The organism is Pandoraea sp. NPDC087047 (assembly GCF_044745225.1).
GTDB lineage: Bacteria > Pseudomonadota > Gammaproteobacteria > Burkholderiales > Burkholderiaceae > Pandoraea.
In genome coordinates this window covers 61599-86796 of the sequence record NZ_JBIUZU010000011.1, presented here as the reverse complement: position 1 = coordinate 86796, position 25198 = coordinate 61599, and the positions used below count along the sequence as shown (strand labels likewise).

At 63.7% G+C, this 25198-nt stretch carries 16 protein-coding genes and 1 pseudogene; 8 read left to right on the top strand and 9 right to left on the bottom strand.

The genetic code is table 11. From position 1 onward, the window contains the following. The first annotated feature begins 88 nt into the window (after positions 1-88). From ACIPHM_RS20430 to ACIPHM_RS20410, 5 genes are all read left to right on the top strand, one after another. A complete protein-coding gene (locus ACIPHM_RS20430) occupies positions 89-2401 on the top strand; it encodes a TonB-dependent hemoglobin/transferrin/lactoferrin family receptor (RefSeq protein WP_400332499.1) in 2313 nt (770 codons plus the stop codon). Positions 2402-2498: 97 nt separating this feature from the next. Then, complete coding sequence (locus tag ACIPHM_RS20425) at positions 2499-3608, top strand: hemin-degrading factor (protein WP_400332190.1); 1110 nt, start codon at positions 2499-2501, stop codon at positions 3606-3608. Next, complete coding sequence (locus ACIPHM_RS20420) at positions 3605-4531, top strand: hemin ABC transporter substrate-binding protein (protein WP_400332187.1); 927 nt, start codon at positions 3605-3607, stop codon at positions 4529-4531. Before ACIPHM_RS20425 ends, ACIPHM_RS20420 begins: the two co-directional genes overlap by 4 nt. A gap of 98 nt (positions 4532-4629) precedes the next feature. Beyond that, positions 4630-5784, top strand: coding sequence for a FecCD family ABC transporter permease (locus tag ACIPHM_RS20415; RefSeq protein ID WP_400332185.1), 1155 nt, complete (start codon positions 4630-4632; stop codon positions 5782-5784). A 38-nt stretch (positions 5785-5822) separates the two neighbouring features. Beyond that, positions 5823-6665 (top strand): heme ABC transporter ATP-binding protein, encoded by an 843-nt coding sequence (locus tag ACIPHM_RS20410; protein ID WP_400332182.1) that lies wholly within the window; start codon positions 5823-5825, stop codon positions 6663-6665. Between the two features lie 116 nt (positions 6666-6781). Here ACIPHM_RS20410 and ACIPHM_RS20405 read toward each other — a convergent pair whose 3' ends face one another. The 4 genes from ACIPHM_RS20405 to ACIPHM_RS20390 form a co-directional block, all read right to left on the bottom strand. Further along, positions 6782-7753, bottom strand: coding sequence for a delta(1)-pyrroline-2-carboxylate reductase family protein (locus ACIPHM_RS20405; RefSeq protein ID WP_400332179.1), 972 nt, complete (start codon positions 7751-7753; stop codon positions 6782-6784). A gap of 197 nt (positions 7754-7950) precedes the next feature. Continuing rightward, positions 7951-10275, bottom strand: a complete 2325-nt coding sequence (gene pbpC / locus ACIPHM_RS20400) for a penicillin-binding protein 1C (RefSeq protein ID WP_400332176.1) — start codon at positions 10273-10275, stop codon at positions 7951-7953. Between the two features lie 22 nt (positions 10276-10297). Then, positions 10298-11029, bottom strand: a complete 732-nt coding sequence (locus ACIPHM_RS20395; RefSeq protein WP_400332173.1) for a lysoplasmalogenase — start codon at positions 11027-11029, stop codon at positions 10298-10300. A 20-nt stretch (positions 11030-11049) separates the two neighbouring features. Continuing rightward, complete coding sequence (locus ACIPHM_RS20390; protein WP_400332170.1) at positions 11050-17094, bottom strand: alpha-2-macroglobulin family protein; 6045 nt, start codon at positions 17092-17094, stop codon at positions 11050-11052. A 245-nt stretch (positions 17095-17339) separates the two neighbouring features. On the opposite strand from ACIPHM_RS20390, the gene ACIPHM_RS20385 reads away from it, so the two are divergent. Then, positions 17340-17855, top strand: a complete 516-nt coding sequence (locus tag ACIPHM_RS20385) for an FUSC family protein (protein ID WP_400332167.1) — start codon at positions 17340-17342, stop codon at positions 17853-17855. Positions 17856-17940: 85 nt separating this feature from the next. On the opposite strand, the pseudogene ACIPHM_RS20380 reads toward ACIPHM_RS20385, so the two are convergent. Beyond that, positions 17941-18429: pseudogene (locus ACIPHM_RS20380) on the bottom strand (Lrp/AsnC family transcriptional regulator); the annotation flags it as partial. A 154-nt stretch (positions 18430-18583) separates the two neighbouring features. Here ACIPHM_RS20380 and phhA point away from each other — a divergent pair. After that, on the top strand, positions 18584-19414 hold the full coding sequence (phhA, locus tag ACIPHM_RS20375; RefSeq protein WP_400332164.1) for a phenylalanine 4-monooxygenase: 831 nt from the start codon (positions 18584-18586) through the stop codon (positions 19412-19414). 276 nt (positions 19415-19690) lie between these two features. Further along, complete coding sequence (locus ACIPHM_RS20370; RefSeq protein ID WP_400332162.1) at positions 19691-19996, top strand: 4a-hydroxytetrahydrobiopterin dehydratase; 306 nt, start codon at positions 19691-19693, stop codon at positions 19994-19996. A 21-nt stretch (positions 19997-20017) separates the two neighbouring features. Here ACIPHM_RS20370 and ACIPHM_RS20365 read toward each other — a convergent pair whose 3' ends face one another. From ACIPHM_RS20365 to ACIPHM_RS20350, 4 genes are all read right to left on the bottom strand, one after another. Continuing rightward, positions 20018-20470 carry an SET domain-containing protein gene (locus tag ACIPHM_RS20365; protein WP_400332159.1) on the bottom strand — a complete coding sequence of 151 codons (453 nt, stop codon included), beginning with the start codon at positions 20468-20470 and terminating at the stop codon, positions 20018-20020. A 175-nt stretch (positions 20471-20645) separates the two neighbouring features. Next, the gene (locus ACIPHM_RS20360; RefSeq protein ID WP_400332156.1) at positions 20646-21287 is read right to left on the bottom strand and encodes a MarR family winged helix-turn-helix transcriptional regulator; all 642 of its coding nucleotides are present in this window, start codon (positions 21285-21287) and stop codon (positions 20646-20648) included. A 1432-nt stretch (positions 21288-22719) separates the two neighbouring features. Then, on the bottom strand, positions 22720-23835 hold the full coding sequence (locus ACIPHM_RS20355; RefSeq protein ID WP_400332153.1) for a YbdK family carboxylate-amine ligase: 1116 nt from the start codon (positions 23833-23835) through the stop codon (positions 22720-22722). Positions 23836-23838: 3 nt separating this feature from the next. Beyond that, positions 23839-25044 carry a cation:proton antiporter gene (locus ACIPHM_RS20350; protein ID WP_400332150.1) on the bottom strand — a complete coding sequence of 402 codons (1206 nt, stop codon included), beginning with the start codon at positions 25042-25044 and terminating at the stop codon, positions 23839-23841. Between the last annotated feature and the right edge of the window lie 154 nt (positions 25045-25198).

Here is a 25198-nt window from a genome sequence, read left to right as displayed (position 1 = left end):
TTTCGGCGCCAACGGTTCGAATCGCGCCACGCATGGCGCCCGGACCGAAGCCTCGCAACGCCAGCGTGCGTGCGAGCCACGTCGGCGTCTGCACCCGCTCGCCGGCGCGGTGTTTGCCGCGTTCTGGTTGCCTGCCGCGTTCGCGCAACAGGCGCCGGCCGAGGGTTCGGCGCAGTCCGCCGCGCCCGGCCAGTCCACCCAGACCCTGCAGGTCGCGCAGGCATCGCCCGTCGCCAAGGTACAGCTCGCCGAAGCCAATCTGCGAGAGGTGAACGTGACGGCGACGCGCACCCCCACCGAAGCGGAACGCACACCAGCGTCCATTTCGGTCATCACCGATCAGGATCTCGAAGAACAGCAGGCGCAAGACATCAAGGAAGCGCTACGCTACGAGCCCGGCGTCACCGTGCGCCGCTCGGCGTATCGCCCAACCTCAGCCGCACAAGGCGGTGGTCGCGACGGCAATTCGAGCATCAACATCCGCGGCCTCGAAGGCAACCGCGTTGCCATCTTCGAGGACGGCATCCGCATGCCCTCCTCGTACTCGTTCGGCCCGCTCGAAGCCGGTCGCGGCGACTATGCGAGCATGGACCTGCTGCGCCGCATTGAAATCCTGCGTGGCCCGGCCTCGTCGCTGTACGGCAGCGACGGCCTGACCGGCGTCGTCAACTTCCTCACCAAAGATCCGCAAGACCTGCTCGACGTGTTCGGCAAGTCGACCTACTTCTCGCTGCGTCCGTACTACAACTCGAATGACCGCAGCTTCGGCACGACCGCGCAAGCAGCGTGGGGCGGCGAGCAGTGGCAGGGCATGGTGATCGTCGACGGCAACAAGGGCCACGAGCTCGACGGCAAGGGCAGCAACAATACGGCGAGCACCGCGCGCACGACGGCGAACCCGCAGGACAGCAACGGCGACTCCGTGCTCGGCAAGCTCGTCTTCAAGGCAACGCCCTTCTCGACGTTCAAGCTCACTGGCGAGACCGTGCGCCGTCGCGTGGACTCGGATGTCCTGTCCGCCGTGAACCCGCCAACGACGCTGGGGCTGCACACGAGCGATCGTCTCGAGCGCAATCGTGTCAGCCTCGATTACGACTTCAACGACGCCTCGCAGTCGTACATCCAGAACGCCCACGCCCTGCTGTACTTCCAGGACGCGAAGAACAGCCAGTATTCGTACGAGATGCGTACGTTGCCCGATCGCACGCGTGACAACACGTACAAGGAGCGCACCGTCGGCGGCTCGTTGCAGGCGGAGAGCAACTTCGCCACCGGTCCGCTCACGCACAAGCTGGTGTACGGCACCGACGCGAGCCTCGCATACGTGACCGGCTACCGCAACGGCACGGTGCCGGGCGCGGGCGAGTCGTTCCCGAACAAGGCCTTCCCGGATACCGACTACACGCTCTTCGGCGCCTATTTGCAGGACGAGATCCGTTACGGCGCGCTCACGGTGACGCCGGGTATCCGCTACGACGCCTACTGGCTCACCCCGAAGCAGAACGATCCGCTGTACGTCTCGCAGTCGGCCAACGGCGCCTCTGCGCAACCAACGTCCTCGAACGACTCCGCGTTCTCGCCGCGCCTGGCGCTCATGTACGAGATCGCGCCGTCGCTGATTCCGTACGTGCAATACGCACGCGGCTTCCGCACGCCAACGCCCGATCAGGTCAACAATGGGTTCTCGAATCCGCTTTACGGCTACATGTCGATCGCGAACCCGAACCTCAAGCCCGAGACGAGCGACACGGTCGAGCTGGGTCTGCGCGGACGTCTGGCCACCACGCTCGGCCCGGTCACATACAGCACCGCCGTGTTTGCGGGCAAGTATCGCAACTTCATTTCGCAGCAGAACATCCGTGGTTCGGGCCGCCCGAACGATCCGCTCATCTTCCAATACGTGAACTTCAGCCGCGCCAATATTCAAGGCTGGGAAGGCCGCGCCGCGTGGGCGCTCAAAGGTGGCGTGACGTTGCGCACCGCCATGGCATATACCCACGGCACGACGGAAGATGACGGCGCACCGAGCCAGCCGCTCAACACCATCAACCCGTTCTCGATGGTCGTCGGTGTGCGCTACGAGCCGAACAGCACGTGGTTCGCTCAGGCCGACCTGCTGTTCCAGGCCGCCAAGTCCCAGAGCCAGATCGCGAAGTCCTGCACGTCGGGCATGCAGCAGAACCAGAACTGCTGGGCGCCGCCGTCGTCGATCGTGCTCGACCTGTCGGGTGGCTATCACATCAACAAGAACGCCACGGTGTACGCCGGTATCTACAACGTATTCGACCGCAAGTACTGGAACTGGTCGGACGTTCGCAACATTGCCGAGAACTCGACCGTGAAGGATGCCTATTCGGCACCGGGCCGCAGCGTGGCTGTGAGCCTGAAGCTTCAGTACTGATCTTCGGATCGATCGTCAGAACCGCGCCGGCGCGCATGCCGTTTCGCCCGCCGGCGCATGCCAGCCAATGCCAGCAAACACGCAATCAAGGAATCGCATGATGAACGCTCAAAACGCCACCTCCACCGCCCGCCCGGCATTCCCCGCCCTCGCCGACGTCACCCGTCTGCGCAGCGAATTCCAACGAGTGAAGACCGAACAGAAACTGCGCGATCGCGACGCCGCCGCCGCAATCGGTGTCTCCGAAGGCGAGACGGTCGCGGCTTTTGTCGGCGAGAACGTCGTGCGTCTGCGTCCGGAGTTCATCGAGATCGTCGAATCGCTGCCCGCGCTGGGCCGTGTCATGGCGCTCACGCGCAACGCCGCTGCCGTCCATGAAAAAGACGGCCCGTACGAGAAGCTCTCGCACGACGGCACCGTCGGCCTCGGTCTGGGCAAGGAACTCGACCTGCGCATCTTCTATCACCAGTGGGCTTTCGGCTACGCCGTCGAAACGCCGACGGAAAACGGCCTGCGCCGCTCGCTCCAGTTCTTCGACAAGTCCGGCACCGCCGTGCACAAGATGTTCCTGCGCGAGCACAGCGACGTGGCCGCGTATGACGCTCTCGTCGCCCGCTTCCGTGCAGACGATCAGACGCCGGGCGAGCATGTCGCGCCTGCCCACGCCCCGAAGGCGGAGACGCCCGATGCCGACATCGACGTGGCCGCCTTCCAGCGCGACTGGCTCGCCATGACCGACACGCACGAGTTCTTCGAATTGCTCAAGCGCTATGGCGTGTCGCGTGCCCAAGCCCTGCGCCTCGCGCCCGAGGGTCACGCACAGCGCGTGCCGGCGAGCGCCGTACGCACGCTGCTCGACGACGCCGCAGGCACCGATCTGCCGATCATGGTGTTCGTCGGCAACGCGGGCATGCTCCAGATTCACACCGGTCCGGTGAAGACCATTCGCGTGATGGGCCCGTGGGTCAACGTCCTCGATCCGGACTTCAACCTGCATTTGCGCGAAGACCTCGTCGACACCGCATGGGTCGTGCGCAAGCCAACCGCCGATGGCATTGTCTCGTCGCTCGAACTGCTCGACGCCGAGGGTATGGTGATCGCCATGTTCTTCGGCGCCCGCAAGCCGGGTCAGGCCGAACGCGAAGACTGGCGCGAGACGCTGGTGCGCGTGCAAGGCACGCAAGGCGTTGTGGAGGCATCGGAGTGAACTCGTCATTCGACGCGCGCGGCGCTTCGCGTCGTGCCTGGCTGACCGGGGGGGCCTCGCTCGGGGCGCTCTCCTGGCTCGGTGCGCTTCCGGCGTCGCTTGCCCATGCTGCGACGGCCGCCGCGCCCGGGAAAGACGGCCCCAAACGGGTGATTGTCGCGGGCGGCGCGCTCACCGAGATCGTCTACGCGCTCGGCGCGCAGAACCGCGTGATCGCCAACGATCTGACCAGCCTGTATCCGGAGGCGGCCACGAAGCTGCCCAAGATCGGCTATTTGCGCACGTTGTCGGCCGAGGGCGTGCTGTCTTTGCATCCCGATCTGCTGCTCGCCGGCGCGGAAGCCGGCCCGCCCAACGTGCTCTCGCAGATCGAAGCGGCGGGCGTGCCCGTGCAGCACTTCAAGCACGGTTACACCGCCGAGCTGGTGCGCGAGAACATTCGCGGGGTCGCGGCGGCGCTGAAGGTGAACGACGACGGTGCGCGCGTTGCGGGCCGCTTCACCACCGACTGGACGCGCGTTCGCTCGCAGGTCGACGAACGGTACGGCGCGCAGAAACGCCCGCGCGTGCTGTTCATCCTTGGCCATACGGGCAATCAGGTGATGGTCGCCGGACAGGACACGGCGGCCGAAGCGATGCTCGCGTACGCCGGTGCCGATAACGCACTGCGCGGATTCACCGGATACCGTCCGCTCACAGCGGAGGCCGCCGTGGCCGCACAGCCCGACGTGTTGCTCACGACCACGACGGGGCCGTCGCCGGTCGATCCGGCAGCCACGCTGCTCGCCCAGCCGGGACTGGCGAACACACCTGCCGGACGCGCGAAACGCGTGGTCAGTTTCGACGCGTTGTATCTGCTCGGTTTCGGCCCGCGTCTGCCGCAGGCGGTCGCCGATCTCGCACAGCGCGTGCACGCTACCTGAATACGTCCCCAACGCGTTGGGTGACGTTGCGAATGTCTTCGTAACGTCACCTGCGCCGGGGTCGTCCCGAAATCCGCCATTCGCCAGTCAACGAAGCCATGTCAGCCGCTCCCCCGATTCCGAAGCCGTTGCCGTCCAGCCGGTCTGAGACGTCCAACGCCTCGGCCACCACCACCATGCCGGGTCCGGCGGGCCATACCGGCGGTGTACGCCGCCGTCCGCCGAGATGGCTTGTCATGACGGTGCTCGTCGGATTGCTGGCCGTGGCAATCCTCGCCGCCCTGTGCGGCGGTGCGTATCGCATCGCCCCCGGCGAAGCCATCCTGGCGCTGTTCCGGGGGGCGACGGGCGACTTCGCGCAGGATCAGGCGCGCAACGTGATGCTGCAAATCCGTCTGCCGCGAATCGTGCTCGGCATTCTGGTGGGTGCCGGTTTCGGCGCGGCCGGGGCCGCATTGCAGGCGCTCTTCCGCAATCCGCTGGCCGACCCAGGACTGATCGGCGTGGCCAGCGGTGCCGCGTTGGGCGCGGCCGGTGTGATCGTGCTGGGCGGCGTGTTGCTGCCCGCGGCACTCGCGGCGTCGCTCGGCCTGTGGATGCTGCCGGTGGCGGCGTTCGTCGGCGCGCTCGGCGTGACCGCGCTCGTCTACCGTCTGGCTGCCGGACGGGGGCGTCTCGCGCTGCCGCTGCTGTTGCTCGCGGGTATCGCAATCAATGCCGTCTCCGGTGCCGCCATCGGCTTGCTGACCTACCTCGCCAACGACACTCAACTGCGTACGCTCACCTTCTGGACGCTCGGCAGTCTTGGCGGCGCGCAATGGTCGATGCTCGCGGTGATCGTGTGGCCCGTCGCGCTGGGAATCGCCGCGCTCGCCACCCAATGCCGTTCGCTCAATGCGTTGTTGCTGGGCGAAGCCGAAGCGCTGCACCTCGGTGTCGCGGTGCAGTCGGTCAAGCGGCGCGTGATGGTGTCGTGCGCGCTGTGCGTGGGCGCGTTGGTGGCGTCGAGCGGCATGATCGGGTTCATCGGCCTGATTGCGCCGCACATCGTGCGTCTGGTGGTCGGCCCCGATCCGCGCGCCGTGCTGCCCGCGGCGGCGCTCTTCGGCGCGATCCTGACGCTGCTCGCCGACCTCGTCGCCCGCACGTGGGTGGCCCCGGCCGAGTTGCCACTGGGCATTCTGACCGCGCTGCTCGGCGCGCCCTTCTTCCTCATGCTGCTGTGGCGACGCCGTGGGCAATTCGGGCTGTAACGGCGTTGCCCGCCGATTGACGACACCAGGACATCGCCATGCTCAGTGCATACGACCTCACGATTGCCCACGCCGGTTCGACCGGTGTGCCCGTACTCGACGGCCTGTCGCTCGACATCCGTCCCGGCGAATTGCTGGTGCTGCTCGGCCGAAACGGCGCGGGCAAGAGCACCCTGCTCAAAGCGCTGGCCGGGGAGCCGCTGCCGCCGCGCACGCACACGAGCGGCGCCATCACGCTCAACGGCGCGCTGCTCTCCCAATATTCGAGCGCGGCGCTTGCGCGTCTGCGTGCCGTGCTGCCGCAGACGGCGCAGTTGTCGTTCCCGTTCAGTGCCCTTGAGATCGTGACGATGGGGCGTCTGCCGTTCCCGAAATCCGGCATGCGCGACACGGAAATCGCGACGCTCGCGCTTGAACAGGCGGGCGCGTTGGCGCTGATCCATCGCGACGTGATGACCCTCTCGGGCGGCGAATGGGCGCGCGTGCAGTTTGCACGGGTGCTCGCGCAGTTGTGGCCCGATGACAGCGCGCCAGCACCGTCGGTACCGCGTTATTTGCTGCTCGACGAACCGACGGCGGCGCTTGATCTCGCGCATCAGCATCATCTGCTGTCGCTCACGCGCGAGCTTGCGAAGTCATGGGGATTCGGGGCAATGGCGATCGTGCACGACATCAATCTCGCCGCACGTCACGCCGACCGCATGGCGCTGCTCGCCAATGGCCGCATTCTCGCGACGGGTGCGCCGCGCGACGTCATGCGCGCCGATCTGATCGAGACGACGCTGGGTCTGCCGGTGCACGTAATCACGCCCGAGACGGCGCCGGGTTACCCGACGCTGACGGGCGTGAGCGCAGGCGTGCCTTTCGCGTTGCCGGCGTAAGGAAATGAGCCGTTGAGTGAATAAGAAAATGAGTACGTCACTGGGCGAGTGGATCACGCGTCGGCGCGATCCACGTCACCGGTGACAGACAACGCTGGACAGCGCCGGACAGCGCCTCAAGGCGCCGGCACACCGTCCTTCGCCAGATTCGCACGTGCGCACAGCACCGCAGCGAGATCCCACAAGGCGTAGCCAACGCTCTTGAAGAGCACCGGCCCGCTCGATCGGAAACGATCGGGGGTGATGATCGCGTCCATCAGCGGCGCGGCGCGGCCCCAATCGATGGCGGCATGCAACAGATCGCCGGCCTCGTGCTTGACCTCCCATGTGTCGACCACCAGCGTGCCGCGCACGGCCGCGTCGCGGCACAACTGCGGCGGCAGCTCGCGCATGTCCGGGCGGAATGCGCCGACGCCCGCCACGAAAATATCGTCACGCCAGCGCATCGTGTCGCTGTCGGGCAGCACCGGTTCGCTGCTGGTCGTCGCCGTAATCACAATGCTCACGGTGCTGAGTACCGGCTCGATGGCGTTGACCACCGTCGCCTCCACGCCGAGCGTCGCCGCGTGGTCTGCCAACGCGTGAGCACGCTCCGGACTGCGGGAAAAGATCATGAAGTGGCGCGTGCCCATCCCCGCGGCGAACGCCTCCAGATGCGCCCTCGCCTGCACACCCGCGCCCACGATCAGCACAGGTCCCTTCGGGCGAGGCGCAAATTTCCGGGCGGCGAACAACGTGACTGCCGCCGTGCGGCGCCCCGTCACCGTCGGTCCGTCGAGCAACATCTGACGCTCGCCCGTATGCGGATCGAACACCATCACTTCGCCGATGATGGACGGTTTGCCCGCCCGGCAATTCTCGGGATGAACGGTGATGTGCTTGGTCATCGCCACGTCGCGATTGACGGCTGGCATCACCAGCAGCACGCCAGTTCGGCGGCCGCGCTCAGGTTCAGTGAGGGGAAAATGCAGACGCTCAGGCGCGCGCGCGGTGCCCGAGCGCATTTCCATGAGCATGGCCTCGATACCATCGGCCAGTTGGGGATACGGCAGCAACTGCGCGGTCTGCTGCGCATTCAGCGTGATCATCGATATGTCTCCGCTTCGAGGCGTGCGCCACCAGCCACGGAGTTCGCACTCGTCGCCATCACATCGCGTCACGCTTTGCCAAGTCTTGATTCAGTGTAACGCGCATCGCGGGAACGCGTCTGCCGCATCAAAAATTATTGGGGACATTTCGCGGTGTCGCACCCACGACATACGGAAGAGACGGCGCGCACATGCGCTCAGCGGCTCGCATTGCGCATGCGCTTGCCGTCGTTGACCGTCGCACCGCGTACCTCGAAACGCACACTGTCGCGAACCGTACCGGAGGCGTCGACAAGCTCAAGCGTGTGACGTCCCGGCCACGGCAACCACCCCACGCGTGCAGAGCCCGAGAGCGGCTTGCCGTCGAGCCGCCACGCCGCCCCTTTGGGCCATGCGGCGGCGACCTGAAACCACAGGCGCTGGTTCGCTGGCGGAATGTCCGGATCGAGTGCGACGATGGTGCCGTCGGTCGGCCCGGCGATACGCCAGAGCGGTCCGCTCGGCGCCTTCGTCGCGAGGGCCGACAAGGCAATCGTGCTCTGCGACGTACCGGGAAGAAACCACTCTTCGCGCGCCGGTTCGACGTGCTCCGCATACTGCACTGCGACATGTTCGAGCCCCGGCGGCGCGGCAGGCGGCAGGCTCGCGGTGCGGCGATGCAGATAGTCCATCACCCGATGCCAGATCGGCGCTGCACCGGACACACCCGAGACGTCCCACATCGGCGCGCCATCCGCGTTACCCACCCAGACACCGACGGTGTAGCGTCGCGAGTACCCCACGGCCCAGTTGTCGCGCATATCCTTGCTGGTGCCCGTTTTCACGGCCGTCCAATAGCGTGTGGAGAGCGGACTGTCGAGGCCGAATGTTCGCGTGCGCGCCTGACGATCGGCGATCATGTCCGACACGATGAAGCTCACCTGAGGCGAGAAGACGGACACGTGTGCGACGTCGCGCACGCTGTCCTTCGCGCTGGCCTTCGATGCGTCCGTTCCCCGTGTGCGCGGCGTCTGCGGCATGCGATCGGGAATGCGCGCATTGACCCCACTGGCAGTGCCGCCGTTGGCCAATGCGCGATAGGCATTCGTGAGCGAGAGCAGCGTGACGTCGGCGCTGCCAAGCGCGAGGCTGAAGCCGTAGTAATCGCCGCTTTGGGTAAGCGGCAACCCAAGCGAAACGAGCGTCTGCGCGAACCGGCGCGGCGTGACCATCACGAGCGTACGCACGGCGGGCACATTCAGCGACGAGCCCAGCGCCGTGCGCGCACTGACCCATCCCTTGAAGTGACGATCGTAGTTCTGCGGAATGTACAGACCGCCCCCCGTGGGCAAGTCGATGGGCGAATCGTCCAGGAGCGACGCGGCCGTCAGCCGGTGCTCGGCAATCGCCTGCGCATAAAGAAACGGCTTGAGCGTGGAGCCGGCCTGACGCAACGACGTCACGCCGTCCACCTGTGCCGCCGACGACAACGCCCCCGAAGAGCCGACCCACGCGAGGATGTCGCCACTGGCGTTATCGATCACGACAATCGCCCCATCCTGCACATTGCGCGAGCGACCCGGCACGCTTAGCTCCCGGAGTGTCTGCTCAAGCGTGGTGACCGCCACGCGCTGAAGATTCGCATCGAGCGTGCTGGTAATGCGCGTACCCGCTGGAGGACGGCTTTCGGTGAAGACGCGCCGGGCAAAATGCGGCGCGAGATTGACAGCGTCACGCGTCGTCATCACGCTCGCCGGACGCGAAAACACGAGCTGCGTATAGCCGTCCAACCCATTGCAATCGGCCGCTTGTCCCATATCGCGCAAGATGCCGCAGGCGCGCTGCGAAACTCGCGCGGCCGGCGCATTGGGCGCGCGCAGGAGCGCCACGGCCAGTGCCGACTCGCGGGCATCGAGCCCGACGGGTAGTTTGCCGAAGAGCGTCTGCGAGACGGCCGAAATGCCCACGAGCTCACCACGAAACGGGACGAGGTTCAGATACGCCTCAAGAATCTGGTCCTTGCGCCAGCGCTGCTCCAGCCACACCGCCGTTGCCGCCTGACCGATCTTTTGCGTCACCGAGCGATTGCGGGCGCTCGGGCGCAGATCGTCGTCGAGCAGCCCGGCCAATTGCATCGTCAACGTTGACGCGCCGCGCGTGCGCGAATGCCAGAGATTGCCCCACGCGGCAGCGGCCACGCCACGCCAATCGACCCCGCTGTGCTCGTAGAAACGCTTGTCTTCGGAGACGATCAGCGCCTGGCGGAACGCAGGCGATACGTCGGCGAGCGTCACCCAGTCGCCCCGTTGCGCCTGCATGTCGGCGCGCAAGCGCTGCAAGGGCTCACCGCGACGATCCAGCAGAATCCAGTCAGACGCGCGCCAGTCCTGACGCACCTCGTCGAACGACGGTGCCGCTTGCGCGGGCGCAGACGCCTGAAGCCAACCAAGCGCCAACGCGACGCTCAGCACCCCCCGACGCGCAACGCCCCTAAGGCAGCCCCCACATCGAACCCTACGTCGGCCATCAGGCACTACAAACATGCGCCTCATCCCTTTTCATGCCTCATGCGTCGGTAGCTGCAGGCTTTCCCTGCGGCGCTTGCGACACCCGTGGCGTACGCACCGCCATGATTCCCGCCACCAGCAGCAATTGCGCGAGCGCGTAGAGAATCCAGATGGCGTACTCCTGTGCGGGAATCGTGCCGACGAATCGCGTGGTGCCGATGAGGGCGTCCGATACGGTGAACAGCAGCGCCCCCACGGCAGCCCATTCGCCTCGCAGTTCGGCCAGCAGCGCCGCCGAGGCCATCATGGCGAGCACGACGACGTAACACGCCACGGGTGCCTTGAGCTCGCCCATGCCGGGCCAATACATCACATACGACAGCGCCGCCGCGACCCACACCAGCACAATGGCGACCCGATGCCAGCCGGGCACCTTCGCCCAGGGACGACGCACCCGCCAGAACAGTACAAAGTAGGCAAGGTGCGCCAACAGAAAGGCGCCGAGTCCCAGCACGAAGCCTTGCGCCATCGTCGGAATCGCAAGCAGGACGTCGCCCGCCCCCGAGAAAATCAGCGCCGCGCACAACCACACGCGCTCACGCGGCACCCGGTGATACAACGCCGCGAACAGCAACAGCGCACACAACAGGACTTTCGCGACAGCCTGATCCGCATACGGTGCGCCACGCAACGCAATGGCGTAGGCCGCCCCTGCCACGGCGGCGAGCCACCAGAAGCGGCGCGCCTCTCGCGGCAGCGCGGCCGCCGGCGCAAAGAAGTTCAACGTCATGTCAGTCCGGCTCCCGTTCGTCATGGCTTTGCGGGCACCACTTGCACCGGTGCATTCGGGGTCTCGCCATACATCGCCGGTTCGTACATGGCTTCGACGCGCGTAGGCGGTGTCGCGAACTTGCCGACGTTGTTCAGGCGCACGGTGTACTCGATCCGATGCTGCCCCTTCGGCAGATAGTCGTAGTACGCGCGGTAAGCGTCCTGTGCGCGCTCCTCGAACGCGGGCATGGCACCTTCGCTCTTCTCACCCTGTGTAGCAATGGCCGAGTCGCGTCCGAGGCCGCCCCCCAGCACCGTCGCACCGCCGGGCAGCGGATCGCTCACCACGACCCAGCGCATATCGGCCTGCGCATCGATGTCGAGACGCACCCGCAGCACGGCCCCCCGTACGAAGCTATCGCCCGAGCGATCCGCAGCGTCCTGCACCTGGACGCTGCGCGTCACGCGGTAGCCCGCCGCAAACGGCGCCTTGAGCGGAACGGCCGCCAGACTCTGGATCGTCGCCCAAGGCTTGCCGACACCGGTCTGCTCAAGACGCAACACGTCGCGCGCGTTGTCCGTTCCGGTAGCGGCGTTGCTCAGCCACGGCAGCGAAACGGCGGGCGGCACGGCGCCTGCCTTGAGTTTGTCCCAATCGACGCTCTGCACCCCACCGTTCGTCTGGTTGTCGCGCTGCCACTGGATCGTGGTCTGCCCCGTCGGGGTATCGCGCTCGAAACGCGCCGAGAAGCGATCCACGGCCAGGCCGCCCCAGACGTTGGCCGTCGTCGTCGACCACGCGCCACGCGATTGCAGGCCCAGCAGCCCGATCACGAGGCGCGGCATCTCGTCCTTCCATGCCGGGTTCGCATTCATCAGCAACGCCAATCGCGCCGCGTTGGTTTCCGGACCGACCATGAGCCACCAGAGACCGTCGGTGCCCTGCGTCGAGAAGCCCACGCGTGTGCCTTGATACGACAGACGCGCCCGCAGGATCTGCTCGGCCTGCGCCATGCGCTCGGCACGCTGTGGCGCATCGGGCAGGCGTTGCAGGATCGCATACCAGTCGATTACCGCAGAGGTCGGCCAGTCGTTCGGTGCGATGGTGAGCGAGCTCAGCATGCGGGCGTTGGCGCGACCGTAACGCGACAGGGCCTCGATGGCACTGAGCTTGCGCAAGGTCAGGTCGTCACGCGGTGCCCAGAAGCGGCGCGTGAGACGCCCTTCCACGAACGCCGTCAGACCATCTTCCATGCGAGCCAGAGCGTCGTCCGGCAGGACATACGCCGGATCCAGCGCCTTCGCCTCGTTGCTCATTGCCAGCAGATAAGCGGTCAACGTATCGCTGCCCTGATTGGCAAACCCGTCTTGCGGGGGGAAGTAGCTCGCCAGGCCGTCTTCATCCAGATAGGACGGCAACGTGCCCATCACCCGCTTCCATTGCGCAACGTCGCGCAAACCGAGTGCCTTGGATGCCTGTTGTTCCAGGCAAGCGTACGGATACAACTCGAACCAGCGCGTCACCCCCGGCAGTCCCTGCGACAAACGCGGCTGCATGCTGATGCGAACCCCACCGCGCAGCTTGCCCGTACTGTCGGCCACCGCGCCAGCGGGCGGCGCCATGGGCAGCGTGAGGCTGCCTTCGACCTGCGTGAGCACCGACTGCTGCACGCTCGCGGGCAACGACGGCTGAATGTCCTGTCCCACCTTGATCGCATCGTTCGCCGCGGGGGCGCCACCGGCCGCCGGCGCCTGCGCGCTGACCTCCCACAACAGCCGTTGCGCACGCGTATCCGCCAGCCCTGCCGGTGCGCTCACTTCCCACGCCACTTCACGCGACTCCCCAGCAGGAACGTCGATACGTTGCGGGGCCAGCGTCAGTTGCGTCGCTCGCGCGGTCAACTGCACCTGCATGGCGTGTTGGGTCGTATTGCGAACGGTGAACTGCGCTCGGTAGTTGTCGCCTTCACGCACCAGCGGCGGCAACCCGGAGATCAGTTGCAGGTCCTGCGTGGAGCGAATCGTGGCAGAACCGGTGCCGAACCAGCCGAGCGCCTGCGTGCCGGGCTTACCGTCGTCGGCCACTGCCACGATGCGGAAGCTCGACAAGGAGTCGTTGAGCGGCACGTCTACCGTCGCTTCGCCCTTATCGTCGAGCACCACGCGCGGCTGCCAGAGCAACAGCGTGTCGAACAGCTCGCGCGTCGGACTCTTGCCCCCGCCGCCACCTGCCGGGACCGCTTTGCGACCGTAGTGACGACGGCCGATGATTTCCATCTGCGCCGTCGCGGTGGTCACGCTGTAGCTGCGACGCTGCCACATGGCATCGAGCAGGTTCCAACTGGTATTCGGCGCCAGCTCCAGAAGCGCTTCGTCGACCGCCGCCACTGCCACTTCAGAGCCGGCGGCGACCGGCTTGCCGTCCGGCTGCGTCACCTTGATGCGCACCTTGGCATGCCCGCGCACCGGGTAAGTGGCGGCATCGGGCTTCACCTCCACCGCCAGCCGCTGCCCGGCCGTGCCCACCCGCAACTCGGTCAAGCCGAAGCGATAGGCCGGTTTGCCCAGATCCACGAGTCCCGTCGGCGCCTGATACTCACGCCCCTCGTACCAGAAGGCCCGAAACCACTCCAGAGGCTGCTTCCAGCCCCATTGGAAGAACGAATACCAGGGCACTTCGTGAATTCGGCCCCGCACCGCCAGCACCGACACATAGACGTTGGGGCCCCACGTCGGATCGACCTTGAGGGAGATGTTTGGGTCTTTGCCCGAAATCTCCATCGTGCGCGTCTCCAGCACGCCTTCACGCTCGATGGCCACGAGCGCAGTGGCCGAGCGGAATGGCATGCGCACCTGCAACTTGGCCGTCTCGCCCGGCTCGTAGGCACGGCGCTCCGGCAACACGTCCATCCGGTCGGTGTTATCGCCGCCGAACCAGACTTCGCCCCGGCCCGTCACCCATACGCCGGTTGTCGACGTGCTCAGGTTGCCCTTGTCGTCTTTCGCCTGCGCAACCAGCGTGATTTCGCCGGGCTGGGAAAGCGAGACGTCGCATGACAACTGGCCACGCTCATCCGTCTTGCCGCTGCATACCGTGCCGAGATCCTTGACCTCGGTGCGGTTGTCGTACGCGTAGAAGCCACCCACCATGCGCTTGCGGCTGCTGGTTGTGATGCGCGCCTCGGCGCGCACATCCATCGCCACGCCCGCTTTCGGCTTACCCTGCAGGTCGAGCGCCAGCGCCTTGACCGGCAGTTTGTTCGTCACCGATACCCAGCTTTCGCTGCGCACACCGGTGATCAGATTGGCCGGCCACAAGGTGGCGTTGCCGCGAAGGGTCTGAATCTCGCCGTTGGGATCGGCAAAGCTCGCTTCGAGCACCAGATCGCTCGGACGATCGACCTTCGGCAGATCCTTGAGCGTCAGGCTGCCCGCCCCATTGCGGTCGAGCACCAGCCGTTGTTTGTCGGCCACCAGCTTCTGATCGCTCGAACCCGAACTTTCGTCATTGCCCTGGTCGTCGTCATCGGCCCCCGACTGTGCGGACGGCGGACGATACGGCGTGAAGCTGAAATCGTCGTATCCGTCGAACGTCAGATCGCGCACGCGCAGGAGCGCCGAGACACGCACGGGCAAGTTGCCCGCCGGGCCGCCGGCCACATAGTTCACCTGCACGTTCACCGGGGCTTCGGTCTTGTTGATGAGCGGCGACTTTGCCGCGTCGCGTACCCCGATCGAACCGGCAAGTACCGGCAACCGGAAGGCTTCGACACGGAAACGCCCCGCATCGAGCGATGCCGGATAGGTCTTCGGACGCGCATCGGTATCCGTGTAATCCAGCGTCACCGCATACTCGCCGAGCTTCGCGCCTTGCGGGATCTGGAAGGTGCTCTCCGCCAGCCGCCCGTTGCGCCACTTGATCGGCTGCGTGTAAGTCTGCCCGGACCCCTCATGCGTGATCGTCAGTTGCGACGGCAGGCTCGCGGGCAACGCCAGACCCTGCATCGTCTCCTGACGAATGAAATGCTTCATCGACACCGTCTCGCCGACGCGGAACAGCATGCGATCGAACACCGTCTGCGCACGCACTGTGGGGCTGTTGCCGCCATCGGTCGGCACATGGAAACGCCACGGCTCAATGCCGCGATTCCAATCCGACGACACGAACGCCATATCGGGATCGTTCCCCTGCGTACGGGCAACCACGAAGTACCCGGAACGGGACGTCTTCTCGCAATACCGGTATTGCTCGAACGCCTTGTCGATCTTTGCCACGCCGGTCTTGTCCGTTACGGCGGTGGCAACTTCGCTGCCGTCGCAATCGAGCACCCGCACCTTCGCATTCGCGACGGGTTGGCCTTTGTCGAGCGTTGTCACCCAGGCGACGGCGTTCTCGCGCCCCATCTTGAAATGCACGCCGAGATTGGTGACCAGCACCGTGGTACGCACGTACATCGGCAGCGACTTGCCGAGCAGCGCCGCCCCCAGCGACGGGGACGCCAGCTCCACGACATAGAAGCCGGGCTTCTGGAACGGAATGCCGACCACCTCGAACGGACGCGGGTCGGTCTCCTTGGGCACAGGCAACGTCAACGCCTGCACCCCCGGCAAGCCGGAAAGCAACGACAGGCTACGCGAGTCATAGCGCGTGACTTTCTCCTCGACGATGGCCGCTGCGTTGGGGCCGAACGTCTCCTTCGCGGCAGGCGCGGTGAGTATCGACGGCATCTCCTGCGCGATCTGCTTGCGCGTCATCGTCGTTTCGTCGAAGCGACGCACGCGTGTCATCCACGTCATGACCTCGGCATCGTCGTCCACGCGTAGTTGCAAGGTGCGGCCGTTCTCACCCGGCTTGGCCGCGTTGGTTGATTTGGCCGCCTCGCCCGCAACACCCAGCCCGTTGATCTGCAGCGCCGGCTCGACTTTACGCAGCGTGACCGGCAACATCGGCGGCATGCCTGGCTCGGCAAAACGCTCCACGATCCCGAACGGCGCAGCCGCAAACTTGGCCAGCGGCGGCATCGTCGCCGTCTTCGTCTTCAAGGGGAATTCGCTGGCGTTCTCGAGCGCACGGCCACTGTCGTCCGTGAAGCCCTTCGGCAGCGAAATGGTCAGTTCGGCCTTTTCCGGGAACGGCGCCTCGAACGTGACAACGCTCACACTGGACGAACGATCCGAATCGCTGAATTTCGGGGAACGCTCGGCCCCCGCGCCTTGCACGCGGATCTTGGCCGCCATATCGCGCGCGACCGGCGAGTTGAACGTCAGACGCAGCGGACGCAACGGCGTGCATGGTGCATTCGCATTCTCGCGCTCGCAACTGAAGCTGGCGGTAAATGGCTGACGCACTTCGTACTCGAAGCGGCGCGCCTGCCGGGTCGCCACCCCCGACGGCGTAGTAATGCCCGCCCCCCAGACCAGATGCATCTTGGCACCGGCGGCGAGCGTGCGATTGCATTGCAGCATGACGACACGTGCCGACTGCTTGTCGAGATTGAACCGTTTGAGCAACGCGGTACGCGTGTCGCCATCGATCCATTTCACACCGATACGCTCCCCCACATCTTCCGTCTCGCACCAGGCGTTCTGTCGAACACTGGCAGGCTGCACCTCGCCATTGAGCGTGAGGATGAAAATCTGGTTTTCGTCGATGGGACCGTAGGACGGACGAATCGACGAGACAGCCGGGCCGCCGGTATTGAATGCGTAACGTGTAGTGCCGGAGAGTGCCGTGCCCGAGACGGCGGACAGGCCGCTGCGCATCTCGACGGAGCACTTCGCGCCTGGCGGCAACGCGTCCTTGAAGTCGTAGACCCAGATCTTGGGTTCGAGCCAGTGCCCGTCGCCGGTCAGCGAAGTATCGGCACACCGAACGGTGGCCGGTGCACTTGCGCGCGGATCGCCCGCCGGCACCATGGCTTCGTCGAACTTGACGACGACCTGGTTCACACTGGCGACCTCACCCTGCGGGCTGACACTCACGACGCGCGCCGCCTGAGCAGGCGACATTGCGGCCATTCCAAGACAAAACGCCGCCCACGCCAACGGCGCAGCCGACCAGACACATTGCATTCGGCGATGCATGCTGGACTCCTCCCGAGTTCTCGTGTGGCGATTCTAACCCTTGATCTTTGGCATCTCGAACCGTTTCCCATCCTATCCGGGGCAGAACACGACAATTCGGACGGAATACACGGCAGAGTCGGAATCGTCTGCGCGATGCTTCGGAACGCGCCTCAAAAGTCGCGTCGGAAACGTTCGGGAAACCCGCTTTTAAGGCGCGCTATGTCACACTGGCGTCTTTCCGCATACGTCGCCGGCCCCCGCCCATGTCCGTCGCTTTTCTGCATCCGAAGAAGAACGCACTGGTCTATCTGATCAAGATTCTTAGCGGCTCGCTGATCGTCTGGTTCGGTCTGCGAGCGGCGGGCTTCCATGAGCCTTATTGGGCGATGATCTCGCTCATCATCGTGACCGAGCCGGACCCGCTTCAGGCGCGCAGCAACTTCAAGGCGCGCTCGATCAACACGATCACGGGGGCGGTCGTGGCTTGTATCGTCTTGCTGCTGATGGGGCCTGGGCTGGCGGCGATGCTCGTGGGGATCACGATCGCCACACTGGCGGCAATGCTGGTGCAGAACTATCCGGCGAACTGGCGTCTGGGGCCAGCTACGGTGGTGATTCTGATGTCGGCGGCGCTCAGCGGGCAGGGGCAAGGACTGCATGAAGAGCTCAGCCTCGCCATGCTGCGCGTGATTGAAGTGCTGGTCGGCTCCACGGTCGCGCTCATCCAGTCACTCATCTATGGACGCTACGTGAAGCCCTGGCTGATGCCCGCCGATTGATTCGACGACCACCCCGTGCTCAGCGGGGCGGCTTGCGCTCCGAATCGTCATCCCTCGACGGTTTCCGGTCGTGATCGTCGTCCTTGCTCGACGGCTTGCGGGCGGTGACATACCCCAGCGGCAGCGCATTGCTCTGCTTGAAAGCGCTCAGCACGATGTTCGAGCGCACATTCTCTACGCCCGGCACCTGCATCAGCCGTTTCATCACGAATGCCGACAAGGCGTTCAGATCCGGTACCACGATCTTCAACAGGTAATCGGCCTCGCCAACGACCGCGTGGCACTCGAGCACCTCGGGCAACAGTTCGATTTCCCTCTGGAAACGCTCGATGACCTGATCCCCATGATGCTGCAGACGTAGCGACGTGAAGGCCGTTACCGACAGGCCCAACGCCTCGGGCCGCAACACCACCCGATACCCCTCGATGATGTGGTTGTCCTCCAGCCGTTGCAGTCGTCGACCGATCTGCGACGTTGAGAGCGCCACATGCTCCGCCAACTGCTGATGCGTGGCCAGCCCCTCCTTCTGCAAAGCGTTCAAAAGGGCCAAATCGAAGCTATCCAGTTCAAGCATGACGATTCTCCGCAATAACTCACATTTTTATGCGAAATTTATGCAAATGGCTTTCACCACAGGCGCATTATGCGCCCTTTTCGCACGCAATGCGCAATACACTTTAGGGACTGTCACCGCTTATTGAATCGTTCGTATTATGTCCCTTACCGCCATGCTCCAAGAGCAATTCGATGCCGGTCTCACGACCCGGCCCGACTTCACCATCGATCAGCCCGTCGACCAATACGGCGCGGTCGATCATGCGGTGTGGCAACAACTTTACGAACGTCAGACAGCCATGCTGCCGGGCCGCGTTTGCGACGCCTTCATGGACGGCATTCGCGCTCTCGACATGGACGCACGTCGCGTGCCGGAGTTCGAACGCCTGAACGAAAAACTGATGGCCGCGACCGGATGGCAGGTCGTGGCGGTGCCCGGTCTCGTGCCGGACGAGGTCTTTTTCGACCACCTCGCCAATCGCCGCTTCCCGGCCACGTGGTGGATGCGTCGCCCGGACCAGCTCGATTACCTCCAGGAACCCGACTGCTTCCACGACGTGTTCGGCCACGTGCCGCTGCTCGCCAATCCGGTGTTCGCCGACTTCATGCAAGCCTACGGTAAGGCCGGCACGGTCGCGCAATCGCTGGGGGCGTTGCCGTTGCTCGCACGTCTGTACTGGTACACGGTCGAATTCGGTTTGATGCGCGACGGCGACGGCCTGCGCATCTACGGCGCGGGCATCGTCTCGAGCCGGGGCGAAACGGAATTCTCGCTGACGTCGCGCGAGCCGAATCGCATCGGGTTTTCGCTCGAACGTGTGCTGCGCACGCAATACCGCATCGACACTTTCCAGCAAACCTACTTCGTCATCGACGACTTTGCCCAGTTGTTCGACGCCATGCGCGCCGACCTGCCCACGCTGTTCAAAACGTTTGCCGAACAGCAGGCGTTCGAGGCAAACGCACGTCGTCGCGAAGACACGCAAATTCTGCTGCCGGCATGATGGCACGGCCCGGTTCCGCCCGGGCCGCTTCGCCGTCAGACCGTCCCCGCGACGGGCGCCAGTCGCATCTCACCTGACGTCTCGCGCTCGCTCCCACACTGCGCCTGCCTGTGGAACAATAGATCGCATGAACCGGCGACCCTGTCGTTTCATGGGCGCTGCGAACGGCTAAGCCGAGCATCCTCCTGACACCGTACGCAGCCATCATCGGCGCCACGCCGGCACCGGTGGATTCAAATCTGCCCGATTTGCACTAAACGCTTTGAAAGGAATGCCATGACAACACGACTCTCATCCGAGGAACGCGCCAGCCTGGCCGAAGTGCTGCCCGAGTGGCACCAAGTGGTCGGACGCGACGCGATCCAGCGCAGCTTCACGTTTCACGATTTCAATGAAGCCTTTGGCTTCATGTCGCAGGTCGCGCTCAAGGCCGAGAAGATGGATCACCACCCGGAGTGGTTCAACGTCTACAACCGCGTAGACATCACCCTCTCGACGCACGACGCCGACGGTCTGACCAAGCGAGACGTCGATCTGGCGCTCGCCATCGACCAATTCGCCGGCGATCGCACCTCGCGCTGACCTTTTCCGAACTTCACGCGCTCAGCGCTTCGGCGCGAGCAGCGTGCCGCGACACGCCTTGCTGCCACAGTGACAAGCGTATTCGCGTTTGAGTTTTGCCGTGTAGCGGGCGTCGATCACAAGACCGTAATCGTAGAAAAGCTCTTCGCCCGCATCGATATCGCGCATGGCATAGATATAGACGTGCTCCCCCTCTTCCCGCGCTTCGCAGTTCGGCGAGCATGCGTGGTTGATCCAGCGAGCATTGTTGCCGTCGACTTTGCCGTCGATGCAGCGACCGTCTTCCAGGCTGAAGTAGAACGTATGTGTCGGATGCTCCGGGTCGTGCGGATGGCGACGCAGCGCCTCGCGCCACGAAATGACCTCGCCCTTGTATTCGATCACGCGATCCCCCTTCTTGAGGCGCTTGACCGCGTACACCCCCTTACCGTGAACGCCTGATTTCCTGACTTCGATTCTGCGCTTGGCTGCCATCTCTATACGATGAGGTTTCGTGGATGCAAAAAAGCGCAGTGTACAGGCACGCGACGGTCATGTGCGTGACAAGTCTCGACGAAAAAAAACGTCACCCGGTCGCGGATGACGTTCTCCCCCTGATTCGCACCGCTCAGGCGCGCCACCGGAGCGCGGCGAACGCCGCGCCCGATGTTCAGCTCTTGCTGTACAGCTTCCAGATCTTGTTGCGCGTCGCGATACTGGCTTCTTCGTGCGCATTGCAGTCGATCGCGAGACGCGAATCGTCAAACGTCGTATTGAAATAATTGCAGTGGTACATGCCTTTGCCGCGTGCCGCCGTTTCGAGGTGCTCGCAAGTCAGGCACATGCGCTGCCGCGTCATGTCGCCACGAATTTCCATCGTGGAAATGAGCTTGAGGAGCATGCGGTAGAGCTGTGCCCGATCCTTATCGCTCATCAGGTCGGCCGCCGTCGTCACGAAGCTCGCCCACTGCGACGCCCGTTTGGCCGACGTTCGACCTTTGGTGGTCAGACGCAAGCCCAGCGCACGACCGTCGTTGGCATCGCGCCGTTTCTCGACGAGTCCCTTGCTCTCCAGGGTGCTCACGGCCTCGCTGACCGTGGCCGACGTGAGCGCAGCGTCTTCCGCAATCTTGCCCAACCGCATCGGCACGCCACGCAGTAGCAGGAGCGTGAGGATCTCGCCCTGCGTCGGCGTCAATCCAGAGAGTGCCGCGCCTTCCCACGCGTGGCTGCGTAACGCGGTTCCCATGCGCAACAAGCCTGTCGTTACGCGCGAGGAGAGCTTTTCATCAAGTGGGGTCGAGGTAGCCATGATTTTCTTTAGGATTTCTAAAAACTATATGTCGTTAAAACAGCTTGTCAAATGAACTCACAGGCGGTGCATCTCACGAGTCATCCTTGCGCTTCACATATTCTGGCGCCCCGCCCGGGGGAAACCCTAAGCTACTTCTGTGTCGATACTCGACGGCAAGTCGCTGTTGAACCTGCCGTCCCACCACGATTCCATTGTGTGTTCTGAGTTTAATTTTGGCGTATCAGTTCTTGTACTGATCTCCCAAATCCTACTCATGATGTTTACAAAATATTGGTGTCCTGCGCACTCATGGTGCGAAGCGTCGTATCTCAGAAAATATTTCGCATCCCATGCGAATTACACCGCTCGCTGAATAGTTGTAACGCGCGCAGGGGTGTCGAACCGTGTCGTACCCCACACCAATTCTCCCCCCTCTCGCAAAGCCTCGCCGGGCGTGGCTCATAGCCCATCGACACGCGCGGCACGGATGCCGCGTCCCCATGACGTCCCGCAAAAATTTCTCTGGAAATTCGAGACGTCCCTACCGTGCCTGACTTGTGACGAGCGCACGTAAACCGTCCTGCGTTTAGGACATAACGCAAATGATTTGAAACACAACTGTCGGTCGTCAGACGCCGAAGGTCGTGTTGCGCAGAAAAATTGGGGAAGAACGGATCGGCGCGTCCTCTGGCCACAGCTTCGGGACACGCGAATTGAGAAATTTGACGGTACGGACGATTTCGCTCGTTACGGCCAACAAAACCAACGTCATTCACTTCTTACACCACGTACGGCAGGTCACAAAAACAGCGTGGCGAGATTGTATCCGCGAACCGGTCGGCCAACGTGAGAAGGTCAAAATTATCCACAAACCCCCGTTTTTGGGGGTGTCTTGCACAATATTTAAGCACCTGTGGATAACTTTCTGGATAACTTGTCGGACTAGTTGTGCATGGGTTCGGGATAAGTCGCGAATGTATCCACAGGGGGCAAAATCTGTTCAGAGTTGTTCTTCGGATACCCGCTGTCTTTCCATCCAGTTCTCATTCCGGCAACTTCCTGTTTACTCAGTGTTAACTGTGGTTATCCACAGGGTTGGGCTGCCTTTGTTAACTACTACTATGTATACATACAGTAAACCTATTAAAACCTTAAAACCTTGCTACGAGCGACGCGAAAACGGCAAAACCCCTGTCGGTCCGAACAGTGGAAAACGCAGCGCTGGCGATGCGTGATTCAGCTGTCGTAGTGCCCTTGCGCCCTGTTTTCCTTTGAAAAGCGGTGCGAACGAAAAGGACTTCCTGCCAGGTCCCGCTCAAACCACCTGCTGCCAACCGCGCGGGCAAGAAAAAACCCCGCCTTGGCGGGGTTTCGTTACACCGAACGCATAACATCGGGCGTTAGCTCAAACAAACGGTCTGCGAGACGCACCGTTTGCCACAGCGTCAGGTCATGCCGCCCATCTCAAACATTGCTGCCGAACCATTTCATTGAGCGACTTGGCGTCGGCATGGACGTCACGCAGCCAGACGGCGTCGTTCTTGCCCGATGAGACAAGCTGGCGGATCTCCTCGCAGGCCGCCTCGGCTTCCAGCGCGGCTGCATGGGGTTTGATGACTTCCAGGGTCTTGGCAATGTGATCGCCCAGCATCGAGCGCTCGCCCGTCTGCGGATTCACGTAAGCGCCTTCCAGACCGAAACGGCAGGCTTCGAAGCGATTGGACGTGTAGACCAGGTAATCGTCTTCACTGAGTTCGAACGGACGCTCGTTGAGCAGGTAATGGGCCAGAGACTGGATATAACAGGCGATGGCGGCCGCCCGGTCGACCGACAAGGGGGTATCCATCACCCGAACTTCGATCGTCCCAAAACCCGGCTTAGGCCGGATATCCCAGTAGAAATCCTTCATGCTTTCGACCCCACCCGTCTTCACCATCTTGTCGAAGTAGGTCTCGAAGTCGTCCCACTTCAACACGAAGGGGGCACGACCCGACAGCGGGAACGCGAAAACCGAGTTCAGACGGGCTGAGTGAAAGCCGGTGTCCACCCCCTGCACGTAAGGCGACGAGGCCGACAGCGCGATGAAATGGGGGATGTAACGCGACATGGCGTGCAACAGGTACAACGCGCTATCCGGATCGGGACAACCGATGTGCACGTGCTGACCGAAAACGGTGAACTGCTTGGCGAGGTAGCCGTAGAGTTCGGACAGGAAATGAAAGCGCGGCGAGTCGTAAATCGTACGCTCGCTCCAGCGCTGGAACGCATGCGTGCCACCCCCGCACAGGCCAACGTTGAGCTGATCGCTGGCGGCGACCAGTACATCGTGTACCCGGCGCAGTTGCGCAACGGCGTCGCTGTGGTGATGGCAAATATCCGTCGAGAGCTCGATCATGCTCTCGGTCATTTCCGGCTTGATCTCGCCCGGATGGGTTTCCTTGGCGACCAGCCGCATGACGTCGGAGGCCGCTTTGGTCAGATCGTAATCGTGACGATTGACGATCTGCATCTCCAGTTCCACTCCGAAGGTACAAGGCTTCGAGGGAATGAATTCTTCTAATGACATGGCTTAATCCTTCCGTTCGCCGACAAGGGCTAACGCCCAATAGACCACCAGCGGACCGGCCAGTTGCAGCAACGCGATGGTGCACATCACCACGGCCTTGAGCATCGGATCGAATTGCGGGTAGATGTCGTACGTGTCGGCAACGAGTACGAACGCGAGACTGGCCATCGGGCACAACGACAACCCGAGCGCGATGGCCTGCTTGTAACTGATACCTGCCTGATGGGCGACGGCGACCGTCCCCACCACCTTGGCAATGCCGCGCACGACGATGATCGCCAATGCCGCCAGCCCGCCGAGCACGAGGTATTCCCACTGGAACGCCAGCGACGTCAGCACGAACAACACCACAGCGAGCAGCCATCCGGCCGTGCCGAAGTACGCCGGCCACAACTGCGGACGCTCCTCCAGATTGCGGAAAATGATCCCGGCGAGCAGCAGCGTGAGCGAGTTCGGCAACTTCAGCATATGCACCAGCGCGACCATCAGCATGATCAGGCCGATGAGCATCACGAAGGCGTGATGGTCCTGACTGCCGAACTGACGGAACACCAGATTGCACGCCTTGGCCAGCACGAATGCCAGCACGATCGAGCCGATGAGCAAGTACAGCGGATGGAACAGCACGACCCAGAAACTGGAGTGGTAGGCCTGGTGCATCCAGCCGTAGACAAGGTTGACCGCCACGACCGCGTACACGCTGTTGAGCGCCGCCAACGCCAGCAGACGCTCCGTCACCTGACCCTCGGCCCGCAGTTCGTTCTTGAGCTGGATGACTACTGCGGGTGACGTCGCCATGCTGATGGACGCAATCAGCACCGCTGTGAGCGGCGATACGGAGAACACTCGCAACACGACATAGACCGCGATGAAAGTGAGCAAAGCCTCAAGCGCACTGGTGACGATGATCCAGGGGTTGGCCCGCATCCATTTCAGGTTGAGGCGGCTGCCCAGTTCGAACAGCAGCAGGCCCAGCGCCAGGTCGATCAGTAGCCGGATGGCTGCGCTTGTCTGCGCGTCCAGCATTGAGGAAAGACCCAGGGTGCCACCGACCAGCCCGACCACGGCGTAACCGGTGATGCGCGGCAGGCGCAATCTCCGGAAACAAATTTCCCCGGCGAGTCCGGCAAAGACCAATGCCAGCCCGGCGAAGAAAACGGGATCGGGCGCCGGCGGCCAGCCCGGAAAAAGGGACAGTTCCGACGTCATTAATGCTCGCTTTGCGCCGCTTGACGGCGCATCAAGTGGTGAAAAGGAAAGAAAGCCGCGCGCGGGGTTGCAGATGAAGGACAAATGCGCGACGAACCCGAAGGGTTGGGTTCATTTTGCCACACTCGGTTTCTGGGGCCTTCAAACGGGCGTC

Coding starts and splice junctions, on each gene's coding strand:
- ACIPHM_RS20360 (WP_400332156.1), bottom strand. CDS start 21,287: ATGGCTACCTCGACCCCACTTGATGAAAAGCTCTCCTCGCGCGTAACG.
- ACIPHM_RS20390 (WP_400332170.1), bottom strand. CDS start 17,094: ATGCATCGCCGAATGCAATGTGTCTGGTCGGCTGCGCCGTTGGCGTGG.
- ACIPHM_RS20365 (WP_400332159.1), bottom strand. CDS start 20,470: ATGGCAGCCAAGCGCAGAATCGAAGTCAGGAAATCAGGCGTTCACGGT.
- phhA (WP_400332164.1), top strand. CDS start 18,584: ATGCTCCAAGAGCAATTCGATGCCGGTCTCACGACCCGGCCCGACTTC.
- ACIPHM_RS20395 (WP_400332173.1), bottom strand. CDS start 11,029: ATGACGTTGAACTTCTTTGCGCCGGCGGCCGCGCTGCCGCGAGAGGCG.
- ACIPHM_RS20410 (WP_400332182.1), top strand. CDS start 5,823: ATGCTCAGTGCATACGACCTCACGATTGCCCACGCCGGTTCGACCGGT.
- ACIPHM_RS20350 (WP_400332150.1), bottom strand. CDS start 25,044: ATGACGTCGGAACTGTCCCTTTTTCCGGGCTGGCCGCCGGCGCCCGAT.
- ACIPHM_RS20405 (WP_400332179.1), bottom strand. CDS start 7,753: ATGATCACGCTGAATGCGCAGCAGACCGCGCAGTTGCTGCCGTATCCC.
- ACIPHM_RS20425 (WP_400332190.1), top strand. CDS start 2,499: ATGATGAACGCTCAAAACGCCACCTCCACCGCCCGCCCGGCATTCCCC.
- ACIPHM_RS20355 (WP_400332153.1), bottom strand. CDS start 23,835: ATGTCATTAGAAGAATTCATTCCCTCGAAGCCTTGTACCTTCGGAGTG.
- ACIPHM_RS20385 (WP_400332167.1), top strand. CDS start 17,340: ATGTCCGTCGCTTTTCTGCATCCGAAGAAGAACGCACTGGTCTATCTG.
- pbpC (WP_400332176.1), bottom strand. CDS start 10,275: ATGTTTGTAGTGCCTGATGGCCGACGTAGGGTTCGATGTGGGGGCTGC.
- ACIPHM_RS20370 (WP_400332162.1), top strand. CDS start 19,691: ATGACAACACGACTCTCATCCGAGGAACGCGCCAGCCTGGCCGAAGTG.
- ACIPHM_RS20415 (WP_400332185.1), top strand. CDS start 4,630: ATGTCAGCCGCTCCCCCGATTCCGAAGCCGTTGCCGTCCAGCCGGTCT.